Genomic DNA, 14,806 nt, shown 5'->3' with positions numbered 1-14,806 from the left:
TGTTCGAACTCAATTTATATCGACAAACTGCTCATCGTCGTCGACAAACGTCAATGTGCGGACCGTTTTGCCGAAGCGCACATTCACCTGATTGACTTGGCGTCGGTAAACACCGTTCAGAAGCCGCGAGCCAATGCCCAAGCGGCGCACCGGATTGCGCACCTTGCCGCTGAATTCTATCCGGACAATATCGCTGCCGAAATCGACATGACTCACTGCAAGCCGGATCGGCCCATCGTTAGTCGCCATCCGAAAATTGGCCGCGACATAGGCGATCAGCGCCTGTTGCGCATCGGGATCGTCGAGACTCGGTTGTGCGTCGGGGGCAATTTGAGCGAGCGCCGGCTCGATGTCGTGCGCCTCAAACCGATGCGAAACTGTAACACCACCGTCCGCCGCGAGCGTAACAACCGAAAGCGCGTCATGCCCGCGATGCGCTGCGGCAGGTGACACCATAAGGACCAGCAAAGCGCACAGCAGGGACGACCAAAGGCTCTTCATGGCTTTGGCGGTGGCGCGGGGTAGGTCCGCAAGCTGTCAGGAAGAACTTTGAGATCGTCATCCTTCATTCTGTTTTGCGTTTCTTCGGGTGTTTCGATCTTCAATGTCTGGGTTTCAATGCGTCCGGCATAAACATTGTTCGAACGGTCGGCATCGGCGGTTTCCCAGAGCGGATCGAGCTCGGCCTTGGTCACAACTTTTGTCGTCACATATTGCCAGACCACTTTTTTGGGATCGTGCCGCCAGATTTCGGCTGGAATGCGAACGGTTTCACTTGTCCCGTCGGCAAACTCCATCTTGACGATGACCGGCATGACAAGGCCGCCCGCGTTGCGGAACGTAAAACGATAGAAGTTATCCTTCACAGCCCGTGCAGCGCGCTCCTCGGGCGTCAGCGGCTCATCGGCTGCTTTCGCCTTGCGACGCTCCAAGTCGGTCACCGTGAACTCATCGGTTTCGTTGTAATAATCGCGGGTTGCCGGGTCGCGATCGACAATGGTGGGTTCGTCGTTACGCGAAGCGGTCAGCGACTTAGGCTCGCTGTCCTTGACCCGTCGGCGTTCTGCGGCTTCGGCGTCGGGTGCACCGCTATCGATCCGGCCACGCACGATCTTGTCGAGCGCGATATCGACATGATCGGTCGAGTAGAACCATCCCCGCCAGAACCAGTCGAGATCGATCCCGGAAGACTCCTCCATCGTGCGAAAGAAGTCGTAAGGCGTCGGTCGTTTGAACCGCCAGCGCATGGAATATTCGCGGAATGCCCGGTCGAACAATTCGCGTCCCATGATCGTCTCGCGCAAGATAACGAGTGCGGTCGCGGGCTTGCCATAGCCATTGGCGCCGAATTGCAACAATGAGTCCGATTGCGTCATCAGCGGCACCTGATTTTGCGAGAGCATATATTCGGCAATCGCCTTGGGTTCGCCACGCCGCGATGGGAAATCCTTGTCCCACAGCTTTTCGGCCTGGAATTGCAGAAAGGTATTCAGCCCTTCGTCCATCCAGGTCCATTGCCGTTCGTCGGAATTGACGATCATCGGGAAATAATTATGTCCGACCTCGTGAATCACAACGCCGATCAACCGATATTTGGCCGCCTCGGTATAGGTCAAATTACTGGTTTTCTTGTCCTTGATCGGACGCGGTCCGTTGAACGAAATCATCGGATATTCCATACCGCCGACCGGACCGTTGACCGATTGCGCGGTAGGATAGGGATAGGCAAAGCTGAAGCGCGAATAGACGTCGATCGTATGGGCAATCGCTTTGGTGGAGTAAGCATCCCACAACGGCCTCGCCTCCTTGGGGAAGAAGGACATTGCCATGACGAGCGGCTGTTCGGCGCTGTCCTGCTTTACGCCCATCGCGTCCCACGCATATTTACGCGAAGATGCCCAGCCGAAATCGCGCACATTGGCCGCAGCGAAGGCCCAGGTTTTCTCGCTGGTCGCGCGGCCTTTCTCGGCGGCGACGGCTTCCTCAGGTGTGACGATATAGACCGGCGCTTTCGCGCTTCTGGCCTGCGACAGTCGGGCGCGTTGCGTTGCGGACAGGACAGTCTCAGGGTTCTGGATTTCACCGGTCGCGGCGACCACATGATCGGCGGGGACGGTCAGCGCAACGCGGTAGTCGCCAAACTCCAGCGTAAATTCGCCATCGCCCAAAAAGGCCTTGTTGTGCCAGCCTTCATAGTCCGAATAAACCGCCAGCCGCGGGAACCACTGGGCGCCCTCAAACAGGCAGTTGCCGTCTTCTCCCGCCTGCGTGAAACATTCATAGCCGGAGCGAGCGCCAACCACCTTCGTTTCGATCATCGGCACAGACCAATCGATGCTAAACCCCGTTTCGCCGCCATTGGCTGCGACCGCTTCAGCAAGCTCGATCCGCAAGAGGCTGTCGGTTGTGCTGAACGGCAGTGACTTACCATTGGCATCGCGGACGGCGGTGATGGTGAAACCGCCCTCCCATTCCTGCATCCGTTTGGCACGGCGGATTTCACCCAGACTAACCTTCTCGCCGCTAATCGTTCTTGTCAGCTCGGCAATCGAATCGCGCTTTGTCTCATTCTGATCGAGCAGCAGCCAGAGATAGGGCAAGGCGTCGGGCGAATTGTTGCGATATTTGACCGTGGCGGAACCCGTTATCGTCCGCTTTGGTTCATCGAGACGGGCGCGGATATCATAGTCCACCTTTTGCTGCCAATAGCGAAAACCGGGCGCACCGGCGGCGTTGCGATAATCGTTCGGGGCAGGCCAGTCTTCGCCTTCCAGCTGACGGAATTTGTCGACGGGACCAGACTTTGACTGCTCTGTCGGGTTAGCCATTACGGGGCCGGCACCAATCAGTGCGATGCCAAGCGTTATCGCTCTGACCTTAAATGTCCTTCTCAATGACCCGTCCCCTCAGTCCCCATTTTCCGAAGCCCTCCCCGGTTTCGGCCAATCCAAAGCAACAGGATGACAGTTCCTGCCATAGCCGCCCCAAGTCCGGAAAAAGCAGCGTCTGACAATTCATAGTCCGAGGCGAGCATCGTCAGGAACGCATATCCGGCCATTCCGAACGACAATGCGACGATCAACCAACCGATTGCACGGCGATAACGTGTGACCCTTGTCGCACTGCCGCGTGTGCGAAGTAGTCTTGCCACGATCTGGCTATCCGCCGTATCGGTCAGGATCATTCCGGCGGCGAACACACCCACGACAGCAAGGGTTTCGAGCAGCCCTCCGCCCGCCGAAGCCGCTGCACCCCAAGCCGCTGCCTGTGTCACTGTATCGAATACCAACCCGAAAATTGCGCCAATAGCGATGATGGCCGCAGGGTGCGAGGTTTGTCGAAGGGCTTGCGGAACAAGGCCTTGCCGCCACCCGATGGGCCGATAAGTCGCGGCGGATCGCAGTGCGCGCAGGTTGAGTATTCCGACCAGCAACAACAGTCCGACGACCGCCCAATCGACAAGCGGGCCGATCCATGCTGGCGCTTCGAACAGCCCGGACAGGGAAGACACAATGATTGCAACGATCGCCACTGAAAGGCTGTGGCCGATTGCAAACAAAGTTCCGACCCAAGGTGCCAGCCGAGGCCGTTCGTCGGCAGCACGAAAAGTCAGATTATCGACCACCGCGACATGATCGGGGTCAAGACCGTGGCGCAGGCCAAGGATGAACAGCAGCGCCCAGGCTGATTCAAGGACGGGAAAATCGATCATCCTATGGCTACCCCCCGTGCCGCCAGTGCTGAAAGACGTGCAGGAAGTTCAGCGCTGATCTTTTCCAACCGATTGCGCTTGGCGCGCTTCCAACGTCGGCATTCAGGCAAGGTGCGACCGCAGCCGATGCACCAGCCCGTCGTCGCATCAAAAATGCAAATGTCCTTGCAGGGTGACTTCATCGCGCTCGCTCAACATCAACGATGCCGCCCAGGCCATCCTCGCCGCCCCAGGCAAGGCAATTGCCGCAAGCATTCCATGACAGAGCCGCAATCGCTTGCGACCCTGCTTGCTGAACCGGAATATAACCTCTTTCACCCATCCGGGCGATCACCACCGCGCCATCGGCATAACCAATCGCCAGCACATCATCATAGGGATGAAAGGCGACATGGGTGACGATGCTCCCGCCTGGCCCCATAAAGACTGGTGACGATCCCATCGGTCCGTCCTTGCCGCTGAAGGGCCAGACAATCGCTGCGTCATCCCCACTTGAGGCGAGCCATTTGCCCTTCATACTCCACGAAAAGCTGCGTGTTTTTGCGCGATACCCGCTCATCCGCATATCGTGTCCGGTCGCAATCACCCAGCCGTGAAGTCCGGTTTCCTGCAACGAGGAAATGAGGAAGCGGCTGTCAGGCGAGAATGTGCAGGACAAGTGGGAGCCAGCCCAGAAGAACGGCTTTGGGGTGCCGTCCGCCGCAAGTGCGTAATTGAGGGTAACGCCGCAATAATGTGCCGCAGCAAGCCGCTTCCCCTTGGCGTCGAGTGCGATGCCGGAAACCGTAGAGGGATACGTAAAGCGATGCGCAGCCTGGTGCGATCCGCGTGACCAGACGATGGCCTGACGCCCCGCCGACGCAACCACGATACCCGACTCTTTGCTCGCCGCCAAATGCTCGACCCAGAGTGAGCCGAAGTTTCCAAATTCTGAATTGGTGCCATCGGGTCTCGTCAGAACAAGTCGGCCGTCGTCACCGCCGGTCAGCACGCCGCTTCCGTCCGGGTGCGGCGCAGCGCAGAGTATAGCACCATCATGCACGGCGAACATCGATCTATAGTCTGCAGGCGTCTCGACAACGATGCTGCCGCTGCCGAGGCCGATCCATGCCTCGTCGCCGCGCCACGCGATTGCTGACACCGGTTCGTCGTAACTAAGACGCCGTCCCCGATCATCGACGAGTTGGTCGGCCTCGGCAATCACCGCCTGCATCCTATGCCATACATGTGGCAAAAGATGTGGTCAGTGCCTCTTGATCGAGGTTGCGGCCGATAAAGACGAGGCGGCTGTTACGGGGCTCGTCGGCGCGCCATTCGCGATCCTGCAAATCGCCTGATACCAGCATATGCACACCTTGGACGACGTAACGGCGGGGTTCGTTTGGAAAGGCCAATATCCCTTTAAGTCGCAGAATGTCCTGCCCCTGTTCGGCAACGAGATTCTGTAGCCAGGGAAGAAAAAGCTTCGGGTCAACTGCGCCCGCCCCGCTCACCGAAACCGAGGTGATCGCATCGTCATGCTCATGGTCGTCTTCACCCAGAAAATCTGGCTCTATTTCAAGGATGCGGTCGAGATCGAATGCACCTTGGCCTAGAATTTCGGCAAGTGGTACTTGGGCATTCACCGTTTCATAGAGCCGCGCCTGATTGTTAATCCCGCGGATGCGCTGACGCACTTCTTCGAGTTCCTGCGCATTGACCAGATCGGTTTTGTTGAGGAGCAGCACATCGGCAAAGGCGATTTGCTCCTCGGCTTCATGGCTGTCTTCAAGGCGGGCCAGCACATGCTTTGCGTCAACTAAAGTCACGATTGCGTCGAGACGAGACCGTGCGGCGACATCGTCATCGACGAAAAAGGTCTGGGCAACGGGGGCCGGATCGGCAAGCCCCGTAGTCTCGATAATGATCGCATCGAAGCGATTGCGCCGCTTCATCAGCCCTTCGATAATGCGGATCAGATCGCCCCGAACGGTGCAACAAATGCAGCCATTGTTCATTTCGAACACTTCCTCGTCGGCATCGACGATCAGGTCGTTATCGATGCCGATTTCGCCAAACTCATTGACGATGACGGCATAGCGTTGGCCATGATCCTCGGTGAGGATACGGTTGAGCAGCGTCGTCTTTCCCGCACCGAGATAGCCGGTCAGAACCGTGACGGGAATTTTCTGAGGATTCATGTTCGCGAGTCCGTTCGATAAGGATGAGATGATATATTGTTGCATAATGGCGCGATGTCCAGCAAAAGCTGCGTGAGGAAGACGTAAATCTCGCACGCGGCAGGCACATACCGGAGATGAAATTTGATTGAGAAGATGGTGCAGCCTCATGAGCGGCAAATTCTGGAAATCGCTGCTGCGCAGCCAATGCTCGCACAGGTCGAGCAATGGGCGTCCGTCAATAGCGGGACGACGAATTTGGCCGGCCTGAAGACGATAGCCAGCATGTTAGCCGATGCCTTTGCCGCGTTGCCCGGCGAGGTGAAGATGGTGAACCCCGATCCCATTGAATTCGTCGATACGAACGGCACGATCCGGCAGATCGAGCGGGGCGAGCATTTTCACCTCCAAGTCCGGCCCAACGCCGCTGTTCAGTTGCTCTTTACGGGCCATATGGACACGGTTTTCGACGCCGATCATCCGTTCCAGACGCTCCGCTGGTTGGAGCCTGGTGTCCTCAACGGCCCCGGAACAGCCGACATGAAAGGCGGCCTCGCAGTTCTTCTCGCAGCTTTGCGCGCTGTGGAGAGTTCACCATTGCGTGATCGCATCGGATATGATGTCCTCATCAACTCGGACGAGGAAACCGGCAGCCACGCATCGGCCTGCCTGATCGCCCAACTTGCGCATGGCAAGACTGCGGCGCTGACCTATGAACCGGCGCTGCCTGATGGCACGCTTGCCGGTGCACGACCGGGAAGCGGCAATTTTTCGATCATGGTGCATGGCCGTGCCGCACATGCAGGGCGCAATCCCACGGACGGACGCAACGCGCTGCTTGCAGCCGCTGATCTGGCGCTACGGCTTTCGGCATCAAAGACTCCCGGCCTCAAGGTCAACCCGGCGCGGATCGACGGCGGCGGCCCCAATAACATCGTCCCCGATTACGCGATCCTGCGGGTCAATATGCGCCCCGCCAACCCCGAGGAAATGCGTGCGGCCGAAATCATGCTGCACGACACGGTTGCTGCGATTTCACGCGAACATGGCGTGCATTGTCATACGCATGGCGGCTTCAATCGCCCGCCCAAGCCGGTCGATGCGCAGGCGCACAAGCTGTTCGAACTTGTCCGCGATTGTGGCACGGCTCTGGGTCTGAAGCTCGCGTGGAAGGCAACCGGCGGCGTGTGCGATGGCAACAACATCGCCGCATGCGGCGTTCCTGTGGTCGATACAATGGGGCCGCGCGGCGGCGCGATTCATTCGGATCAGGAATTTCTGATTATCGATTCCCTCGCCGAGCGCGCCCAGCTTTCGGCGCTCACCATCTTACGGTTAGCTGAGCAGCAACCCGCATGAAGGCCTCCCGCCGCCACCAAAAGCATTAACCGGGTTTTGCGCCTCTCAACTGATAGAATATACCGCTTTCGTCGTATCCGGTGAGTTTCAAGGTGCCGGTCATGATATGAACCTTAGTCTCATTGACTGGCACTCCCGCAGGGCTCAATACTTCGATGAACTGGTTGGGCAGCGCGTGCATGTGGAATGGGCAACCGGGCGGGTAGCCAAGCATTACCCAGCGTTTTTGCGACTTCCCGTTTTCTAATGGCATCATCCAGCCTGCGACCTTGATCGTCTTGCCATCAAGCGCTTTCACGCCAGCGGGGAAGATGGGCTTGGTATAGATCACGCCTGTTTTCTTGTCGGTGCGGTCGTTCAGTTTGGTCTGTTGCAGCAGGGTCCACGACGTCCCCCCGGGCGGAGTTTTGGCTGGCTTCCAGACGTCGGCAACCTTGGGATCCGGCGCACGCCCACCTTTTTGCATAGCCGCCGATGCTGGAAGCGTCGCGACAAGTGCGAAAGCACAGATCGTTGCAAAGGAAATACGCATAACTCTCTCCTAACTGGCGCGCGCGAGTGTGGCCGCAAGGTCGGTGCGGAACACTCTGAGCGCAGGGATGAGCGCAGCGATCAGGCCTATTCCCAAAACGCCGCCAACTATACCCAGCATGGCTGGATGGAACTTGAACGGATCGACGCCGAGGTCACCGAGCTGCATAAAGCTCGACACAGCAAGCGCCATCGCCCCGAACGCGATAATGAAACCAATGATGATGCCCGCTATGGCAGTGACCAGCCCTTCGGAAAGGATTGTTCCAAACACCGAACCACGCGTTGCTCCCATCACGCGAAGTAGCGCGAGATCGCCCTCGCGCGCTTGTGCTGCGTTGAGCAAAGCTACAAAAATCGACATCCCACCCGTGATCGCAAGCAACCATGCAAACAGCCGCGCCCCGTCGATCCCGACCCCAAGCAACGAGAGCAGCCGGGCGGTTTCTGTAGCTGGAACAGCCGCCTGCATTGCGGTCTGGCGATTGACCATCGTCGGGATGCGCACCGCGCCAAAGGCTGAGCGATAGGATACAAGCAGTGCGGTAATCTCAGGCTTCAGTTCGCCGCGCTCGGTCAGTGTTTTGGGCTTCTCATCATGGTTGTGCGCACCCTCGTCATGCCCATGTCCTTCCTCCGCCGCATGGTCATGTTCGATCCCATGCGCATCCCAGACGCTTTCAACGGGCGTCAGGATCAAGCGATCAATGACTGTCCCGGTCGGTGCAAGAATTCCGACATTGGTAAACGGAGCATGGTCATGCTCGCCCGCCTCGCTATCCGCTTCAAGGCCGTGCGAACCGACGAACCGCTGCCCCAGACCCATGCCCAGGTCGCGGGCCACAGCGGCACCGATAACCGTTTCCTGCTCCTTTGCAAAAACCCTGCCCTGTGCGAGCTTGGCCCCATATAGGTCGAGATAGGCAGCCTCGGTCCCGACGATCCTGAACCCGCGAAAATTGTCGCCCAATGCCACCGGGATTGCAGACTCTACCGCTGGGTCGTTGCGCAAAAGATCGATACTTTCGAGCGGGATATTTCCCGTGGGCACATCAATCTGATAAATGCTCGACAGGATCAACTGTAAGGGCGAGCCTTTGGCACCCACGACAAGATCGATCCCTTTTGCATCGCGCTCAAACCGGTTGCCGAGCTGGGTCGAGAAAGACAGCAGGATGACCAGCGTGGCAACCGCAAGCCCAAGCAGCAGGATGTTGAGCGCGGTGGTGAGCGACCGATCCTTAAGATAAGCAAGAGCAAGCCGAAGCATCAATCCGCTCCGGCCAAGGCGCTAAGCGCAAGCGTGTTCGGCAAATATGTCCGAAGCCTGGCATCATGCGTTGCAATCAACAATGTCGAGCCATTGGCCTCCGCCGTTTCCAGCAGCAGCCGTCCAATATTTTCGGCATTGGCATCGTCAAGTGCAGAGGTCGGCTCATCGGCAATGACCAGTTTCGGCTTGCCAACCAGCGCACGCGCGATCGCTGCACGCTGGGCCTCACCCTGCGACAGGTTGCGCGGCTTCGCATCGGCGCGGTGGGCGATGCCAACCGAGTCAATCAGGCGCGCAATATCCGCCTCATCCCTCGGTGCGCCCGAGAGACGCTGGGCCAAACGCAAATTCGCCCGCACCGATAACGCCGAGACCAACCGCAGCGACTGGAAGACAACCCCGATCGTTCGGCGGCGCAAATCGTCACGAGCGGTGCCGGATAGTTGCGACATCGGCTCGCCAGCGACGTGAACTTCGCCCGCTGTCGGTGTCGCCAGTCCCGTAACGAGATTGATCAGGCTCGTTTTGCCAGCGCCCGATGGGCCAAGGATAAGCAGGTGTTCGCCCGCAGCTTGCGAAAATGAGAGGTCGTCAAGAATGAGACGACCGCCCACGCGGTAACATAGCGATTTAGCAGCGATCACTGCCATATGGGCGTCGTTGATCATATTAGGGACGAAATGGTCAGGCGGTGACCTTTTCCGACGGGCTGTCGCTCACGACGGTGTCCGACTCTGATTTGGCAACCTCCGCAGGAACAGATGTTTCAACATTGTCGCTGCTCTGCGCAGGCTGTTCCTGCTTTTCGGTATCAGCCGCTGATGCGTCCCTTTCCTTCGCAATCAGGCCTTGAAAAGCCATTGAACTGCGAACTGGCTCGGATTGGAACGGGCCTTCCGGTTGCTGCGGCGCGCCCGCGTTATGCGCCATCGCATAAAATGGCGAGAAGCGGCCACCCAAGCCAGCTTCCCGATCACAGGCAACCGCGCCCTGTGCCGAAAAAGCCGTAATGACGGCACCAACCAACATGAGCGCTTTCATAGACCGACTCCTATATCATGCGATGTTACAGCATAACACTCGGAAAGCCAGCAATTTCTGGCCGGATTCTAGCGCTTCGCAGCCGCGCCATTCCGCATGCGCCAATTGGTGATATGGCTGTATGCAAGGAGCACACTGCCGAGAACCGTCACGACCACCGCCATGCTTGTTACCTCTTCGAGCAACAAGCCGGCGACCAGCAGCAGCAGTGCCGCAAAGCCGGTTATCAGCGCTATGATTTGGCCTGACTGCCTCGCCCCGGTAACGAGGGCAAACAGGCTGGTCGGAACGGCGGTGGCCAGAATCCAGATATGCAACTGCTCGGTGGTGTTGCCCAGCACCGCTGCTGCGGGAAGAAGCGCGATGGCCATTGGCAGCGCGAGACAATGCAGCAAGCACAGGCCGGATGCACCCAGCGCCATTCCGTCGAGCCAGTTTTTGGAGATCGTCTTCATCCTCGGTCCTGCGAAGTGCGAATCAATAGGTTGCGCAATACATCGACTCCGTCTAGAATATAATGATATAACATAACATCCTTTCTCGGAGTCTTTATGCCACCCCAAAATGACAAGCGCCTTCCAGTAACTGTGCTTTCGGGCTTCCTCGGTGCGGGTAAAACCACGCTACTCAACCACATCCTTGTCAACCGCGAAAGCAAGCGTGTTGCGGTGATCGTCAACGATATGTCAGAGGTCAATATCGACGCCGACCTGGTGCGTGGTGGCGAGGCTGGACCATCGTGGCAATGTCGTTCGGTATGGCGGGTTATGCCGCGCTTGGCATGATCCAGCCAGACTTCGGCATGAACGATGCAGCTTATACCATGCTTGGCATTGCCATGGGGCTTACCGTCGTCGTGTTGGCGTGGCGTCGAGGGCGGTGGCCGGCAAGCAGCGCGCAGCATGGTTAGCCCGTGCACCAGTCCAGCAGGAACGGACGCGCGTAACCGTTACACCCGATGCCATTACCGTAATTAACCTGTCGACCAGAAGCGGCAGGGTTCAGGCGTCTGCCACCTCCCCTCAACTTCCAAGACAACTGACTGCTGAAAAGGACCAATCGTGAACCGGACCACTTTATCCCGGGCATCAAGCCTATCATTTATTGCATTGACAGCTGTCCTGCCGAACGCCGCGAATGCCGAGAGCTCCGACAGCGATAACAGCATTATCGTGACAGCACAGCGCGAGCAGATATTGACGTCGGAAGCGGCGACCGGATCACGCCTTGGGCTAAGCGTGCTGGAAACTCCGGCGACGGTGAGCGTGGTCACGGGTGATGACATTCGCGCGCGCGGCGATATCGCCATCGTAGATGCTGTCTCGCGCGCTCCGGGCATCACGAACAACGGCAATCCCGGCAATGGCGGGCTGACTTTCGCGGTGCGCGGGTTCAACGGGCAAGGTTCGGTATTGCAGTTGTACGATGGCCTGCGCCTGTTCCCCAACAACGGCACGATCACCTTTCCCTCCGACCCATGGAACGTTGAACGGATCGAGGTGCTAAGCGGTCCTTCCTCGGTATTGTTCGGCCAGGGCGCGCTCGGCGGTGTGGTCAACGTGATTCCCAAGAGCCCCAATTCCGAGGGCTTCGAACTGGAGGGGCAAGTCGGGTACGGTTCGCAGAACAGCTGGAACGTTGCGGCAGGTGCAGGCGGCCCGCTGGGCGAGATGTTCGCTTTCCGCGTTGATGCCAGTTATCGTCAGTCCGATGGTTTCGTCGATCGCGGTGACAACAACAATCTGGCGATTTCGGGCGCGCTCGAATTCACCCCGACCGACAGTCTCACCGTCACCCTGCGCAACGATTTCGGTAACGCCAATCCGGTGCGCTACTTCGGTACGCCGCTGATCGACGGCGAACTGGATACGTCGATCCGGCGCGAGAACTATAACATCGGCGATGCCGTAATGCGGTTTCGCGACAATCGCACCGCGCTGACCGTTGACTGGGGTGTGAGCGATACTGTCAGCATCGCGAACACGGCCTATTACATCACCAGCAATCGCAAATGGCGCAATCTGGAGACCTATGACTGGGTTCCGCCCGCTGGCGGTACTGGTCCGGGCCTGATCGCCCGATCCGACAACTTCGGGATTATCCATGATGCCGACCAGTTCGGCAGTCAGGGCTATGTGACCTTCGCGCAGAATTTTGGCGGCGGGGCCAGCAACAACCTCCTGATCGGTTACGACCTGAACCAGTTCAAGCTGAACTATTCTCACATGTTCGCCTCCGTTCCGCAGCAAGACCAAGTGGCACTGACCGGTTTCAATCCGGGGCTGTTCCTCGATACCGTTGGACTGCTGCCACGTTACCGCACCAGGACAACGACCTGGGCCATCTATGCCGAAGACCAGCTGAAATTGTCCGAACAGATTTCGATCGTCGCCGGCATCCGGCATGAAGAGAATGAAACGGGCCGCTTCAACTTCGTCTATACCGGTGGCGTCATCACAGGCGAAACACCGGCGCTGAACGGTGGGCAGGATGCGTTCAAAAACCTGTCCAGCACCACCTGGCGGGTCGGCGCGGTTTACCAGCCAAACGAGAACCTGTCGCTCTATGCGCAATATGCGACCGCCGTCGATCCGCTCGGCACGCTGACCACCTTTGCTACATCGGCGGCACAGTTCCAGCTGACCTATGCTGATGGCTATCAGTACGAGGCGGGGGTGAAAGGCCTGTTCATGGACGGGCGCAGCAGCTTCACGCTGGCGGCCTATCGTCTGGTCAAGCAAAACCTGTTCACTCAGAACGTGCCGGGCGGAGCGATCGATCAGGTGGGGCAGCGCTCATCGCAGGGGATAGAGGCAAGCATCGATCTGGAACTTCCGGGCGGTTTTGGCTTTTCGGCCAATGGCACTGTGCTTGATGCCAATTTCGATGAATTCGCAGGGTTGAACGATCGGACCCCGCCCCAGGTGCCCGAGGCGGCGGCCAATGCGGAGCTGCGCTGGAGCGACGGCAGCCGCTTCTCGGCCCGCGCCAACCTGCGCTATGTCGGACGGCGCTTCACCGACAATGCCAACGCCTTCCGCGTCCCGTCCTACACTGTCGTGGACTTGGGTGCGAGCTATGCCCTCACACAGAACGTCGCGCTGGATCTTCGCGTCTACAATCTGTTCGGCGAGGATTACGCATTCAGCACTTATGGCGACGAACAGTGGATTCTGGGTCGGCCGCGTTCGTTCGACGTCGCTGTTCGCGCCAGCTTCTGACCCGCGGGACAGGTGAACTGCGGTGGGCTGGCATGCCGTGAAGCGATGGCTCTATCTGGTCCACCGGTGGATCGGCATTGCCACCTGCCTGCTGTTGGTCATGTGGTTCGCCTCTGGCCTGGTCATGCTTTACGTACCCTTCCCCTCGCTTGACTCCGAAGAGAGGCTGGCGGGCCTCGACCCGATTGCCTGGGAGCAGGTGACCCAGCCCCCCGTGGTGGACACGCCGCTGCGGCAGATCGCGCTGGAAATGCGCGGCGATAGGCCGGTCTGGCGGCTGAGCCCTTGGGAAGCGGCACCATTCTCGGTCTGGGCCGACTCTGGTGAGCCTGCGGGCAGAGCAGGAGAGGCCGAGGCTCAAGCCATCGCCGCTGGCTTCGGCAAGGCCCCTGTCACTGCCATGTGGGCCATCCACAGCGACCAGTGGACTGTGGCCGAGCGCTATGAACAGCACCGGCCGCTGTGGAAGGCGGAGCTGAGGGGCCACAATGGCCGGGTGCTCTATGTCTCGTCCCGCACGGGCGAAGTCGCGCTCGATACCGCGCAGGGTGAAAGATTCTGGAACTGGCTGGGCTCGGTGCCGCACTGGCTCTATCCGCGGGCGCTGCGTGAGGAACAGCCCTTGTGGCGGCAAGTGGTGATGTGGGTTTCGGGTCCCTGCATTCTGGCTGCCATCACTGGCATCTGGATCGGCCTGATGCGCGTGCGTGCCGGACGCAAACGCTTCAAGGGCGGGAGAATGACGCCCTATCGCGGGTGGATGAAGTGGCACCATGTGACCGGCCTGGTCGGTTCGGCCTTTCTGCTGCTGTGGATCTTCTCCGGGTGGTTGTCTGTCGATCCGTTCCGGCTGTTTGCCAGCGACGGGATCGGCTCTGAGGCCTTGCAGGCCTATGCCGGCGAAACTCCGCTGCCTGCCTCCGACCTTGGCCTACTCGTCCAGGCTGCACCGCAGGCACACCGGCTTGTTTGGCAATCCGCCGCCGACCGGCCATTCCTGCGCTTGCAGCAACCGGGGGCAGAAGATCGCCTCCTGGCCGCCGACACCCTCCTGCCGCTCCGGCCCGATCATGATCGCATCGCAGAACGTTCGACGGCCCTTGTGCCCGGTGTCCCGGTTGCCGCGATTGACATGCTGGCCCGGCCTGACGCCTATTGGTACGCAGTGCGCGGTGAGGCGCACCTGCCGGTACTGCGGGTGAAGTTTGCCGATGAGGCGGCAACCTGGGTCCATATCGATCCGGCAAGCGGAAATATCCTCGGCGAAGCGGACGCGAAGCGCCGCGTCTATCGCTGGCTGTTTGACCTGTTCCACCGCTGGGATCTGAACCTGTTGCTGGGAACGCCGCCCGCTCGCGACGTGCTGATCTGGCTGATGTCGATCGCCGGCCTGATCAGTTCTGCCACGGCGGTCGTGGTCGGCTGGCGCAGGCTGCGCCGCCCTCGCAAGGCTCCATCTGCTGCAATTATCAATCACTCCTAGAAAGCGAGTATCCATGATCCTGCACCT

The 14,806-nt window shown here is 59.1% G+C and carries 16 protein-coding genes; 5 read left to right on the top strand and 11 right to left on the bottom strand.

Annotated elements, in window-relative coordinates:
- Window positions 1–9: 9 nt before the first annotated feature.
- From HEQ18_RS01530 to HEQ18_RS01505, 6 genes are read right to left on the bottom strand one after another with little or no spacing between them, the layout of a single operon-like run.
- Window positions 10–501, bottom strand: coding sequence for a DUF6702 family protein (locus tag HEQ18_RS01530; protein ID WP_432815250.1), 492 nt, complete (start codon window positions 499–501; stop codon window positions 10–12).
- Complete coding sequence (locus tag HEQ18_RS01525) at window positions 498–2,894, bottom strand: M1 family aminopeptidase (protein ID WP_432815249.1); 2,397 nt, start codon at window positions 2,892–2,894, stop codon at window positions 498–500. Before HEQ18_RS01525 ends, HEQ18_RS01530 begins: the two co-directional genes overlap by 4 nt.
- On the bottom strand, window positions 2,891–3,712 hold the full coding sequence (locus HEQ18_RS01520; RefSeq protein ID WP_432815248.1) for a nickel permease: 822 nt from the start codon (window positions 3,710–3,712) through the stop codon (window positions 2,891–2,893). Before HEQ18_RS01520 ends, HEQ18_RS01525 begins: the two co-directional genes overlap by 4 nt.
- Window positions 3,709–3,894 carry a DUF1289 domain-containing protein gene (locus HEQ18_RS01515; RefSeq protein ID WP_432815247.1) on the bottom strand — a complete coding sequence of 62 codons (186 nt, stop codon included), beginning with the start codon at window positions 3,892–3,894 and terminating at the stop codon, window positions 3,709–3,711. Before HEQ18_RS01515 ends, HEQ18_RS01520 begins: the two co-directional genes overlap by 4 nt.
- Window positions 3,891–4,925, bottom strand: coding sequence for a WD40 repeat domain-containing protein (locus HEQ18_RS01510; RefSeq protein ID WP_432815246.1), 1,035 nt, complete (start codon window positions 4,923–4,925; stop codon window positions 3,891–3,893). Before HEQ18_RS01510 ends, HEQ18_RS01515 begins: the two co-directional genes overlap by 4 nt.
- A 1-nt stretch (window position 4,926) precedes the next feature.
- Window positions 4,927–5,892, bottom strand: coding sequence for a CobW family GTP-binding protein (locus tag HEQ18_RS01505; RefSeq protein ID WP_432815245.1), 966 nt, complete (start codon window positions 5,890–5,892; stop codon window positions 4,927–4,929).
- 135 nt (window positions 5,893–6,027) lie between these two features.
- Between HEQ18_RS01505 and HEQ18_RS01500 the strand changes: the two genes are divergently transcribed.
- Window positions 6,028–7,230 carry a hydrolase gene (locus tag HEQ18_RS01500; RefSeq protein WP_432816025.1) on the top strand — a complete coding sequence of 401 codons (1,203 nt, stop codon included), beginning with the start codon at window positions 6,028–6,030 and terminating at the stop codon, window positions 7,228–7,230.
- A gap of 25 nt (window positions 7,231–7,255) precedes the next feature.
- On the opposite strand, the gene HEQ18_RS01495 is transcribed toward HEQ18_RS01500, so the two are convergent.
- The 5 genes from HEQ18_RS01495 to HEQ18_RS01475 all read right to left on the bottom strand — a co-directional run bounded on the left by HEQ18_RS01495 (window position 7,256) and on the right by HEQ18_RS01475 (window position 10,530).
- Window positions 7,256–7,762, bottom strand: a complete 507-nt coding sequence (locus HEQ18_RS01495; protein ID WP_432815244.1) for a DUF3299 domain-containing protein — start codon at window positions 7,760–7,762, stop codon at window positions 7,256–7,258.
- Window positions 7,763–7,771: 9 nt separating this feature from the next.
- A complete protein-coding gene (locus HEQ18_RS01490; protein WP_432815243.1) occupies window positions 7,772–9,031 on the bottom strand; it encodes an FtsX-like permease family protein in 1,260 nt (419 codons plus the stop codon).
- Complete coding sequence (locus tag HEQ18_RS01485; protein WP_432815242.1) at window positions 9,031–9,684, bottom strand: ABC transporter ATP-binding protein; 654 nt, start codon at window positions 9,682–9,684, stop codon at window positions 9,031–9,033. The genes HEQ18_RS01490 and HEQ18_RS01485 overlap by 1 nt, the downstream gene beginning before the upstream one ends.
- 34 nt (window positions 9,685–9,718) lie before the next feature.
- Window positions 9,719–10,075 (bottom strand): hypothetical protein, encoded by a 357-nt coding sequence (locus tag HEQ18_RS01480; RefSeq protein ID WP_432815241.1) that lies wholly within the window; start codon window positions 10,073–10,075, stop codon window positions 9,719–9,721.
- 68 nt (window positions 10,076–10,143) lie between these two features.
- Complete coding sequence (locus HEQ18_RS01475) at window positions 10,144–10,530, bottom strand: MerC domain-containing protein (protein ID WP_432815240.1); 387 nt, start codon at window positions 10,528–10,530, stop codon at window positions 10,144–10,146.
- 96 nt (window positions 10,531–10,626) lie between these two features.
- Between HEQ18_RS01475 and HEQ18_RS01470 the strand changes: the two genes are divergently transcribed.
- From HEQ18_RS01470 to HEQ18_RS01455, 4 genes are all read left to right on the top strand, one after another.
- A complete protein-coding gene (locus HEQ18_RS01470) occupies window positions 10,627–10,860 on the top strand; it encodes a GTP-binding protein (RefSeq protein WP_432815239.1) in 234 nt (77 codons plus the stop codon).
- On the top strand, window positions 10,857–10,985 hold the full coding sequence (locus HEQ18_RS01465; RefSeq protein ID WP_432815238.1) for a hypothetical protein: 129 nt from the start codon (window positions 10,857–10,859) through the stop codon (window positions 10,983–10,985). The genes HEQ18_RS01470 and HEQ18_RS01465 overlap by 4 nt, the downstream gene beginning before the upstream one ends.
- A gap of 151 nt (window positions 10,986–11,136) precedes the next feature.
- Complete coding sequence (locus HEQ18_RS01460; RefSeq protein ID WP_432815237.1) at window positions 11,137–13,296, top strand: TonB-dependent receptor; 2,160 nt, start codon at window positions 11,137–11,139, stop codon at window positions 13,294–13,296.
- Window positions 13,297–13,333: 37 nt separating this feature from the next.
- Window positions 13,334–14,779, top strand: a complete 1,446-nt coding sequence (locus HEQ18_RS01455; protein WP_432815236.1) for a PepSY domain-containing protein — start codon at window positions 13,334–13,336, stop codon at window positions 14,777–14,779.
- Window positions 14,780–14,806 lie beyond the last annotated feature (27 nt).

This window comes from Sphingorhabdus sp. (genome assembly GCF_050921905.1).
Lineage (GTDB): Bacteria > Pseudomonadota > Alphaproteobacteria > Sphingomonadales > Sphingomonadaceae > Sphingorhabdus_B.
The sequence above is the reverse complement of the archived record's forward strand: the minus strand, read 5'-3'. Positions and strand labels throughout refer to the sequence as shown.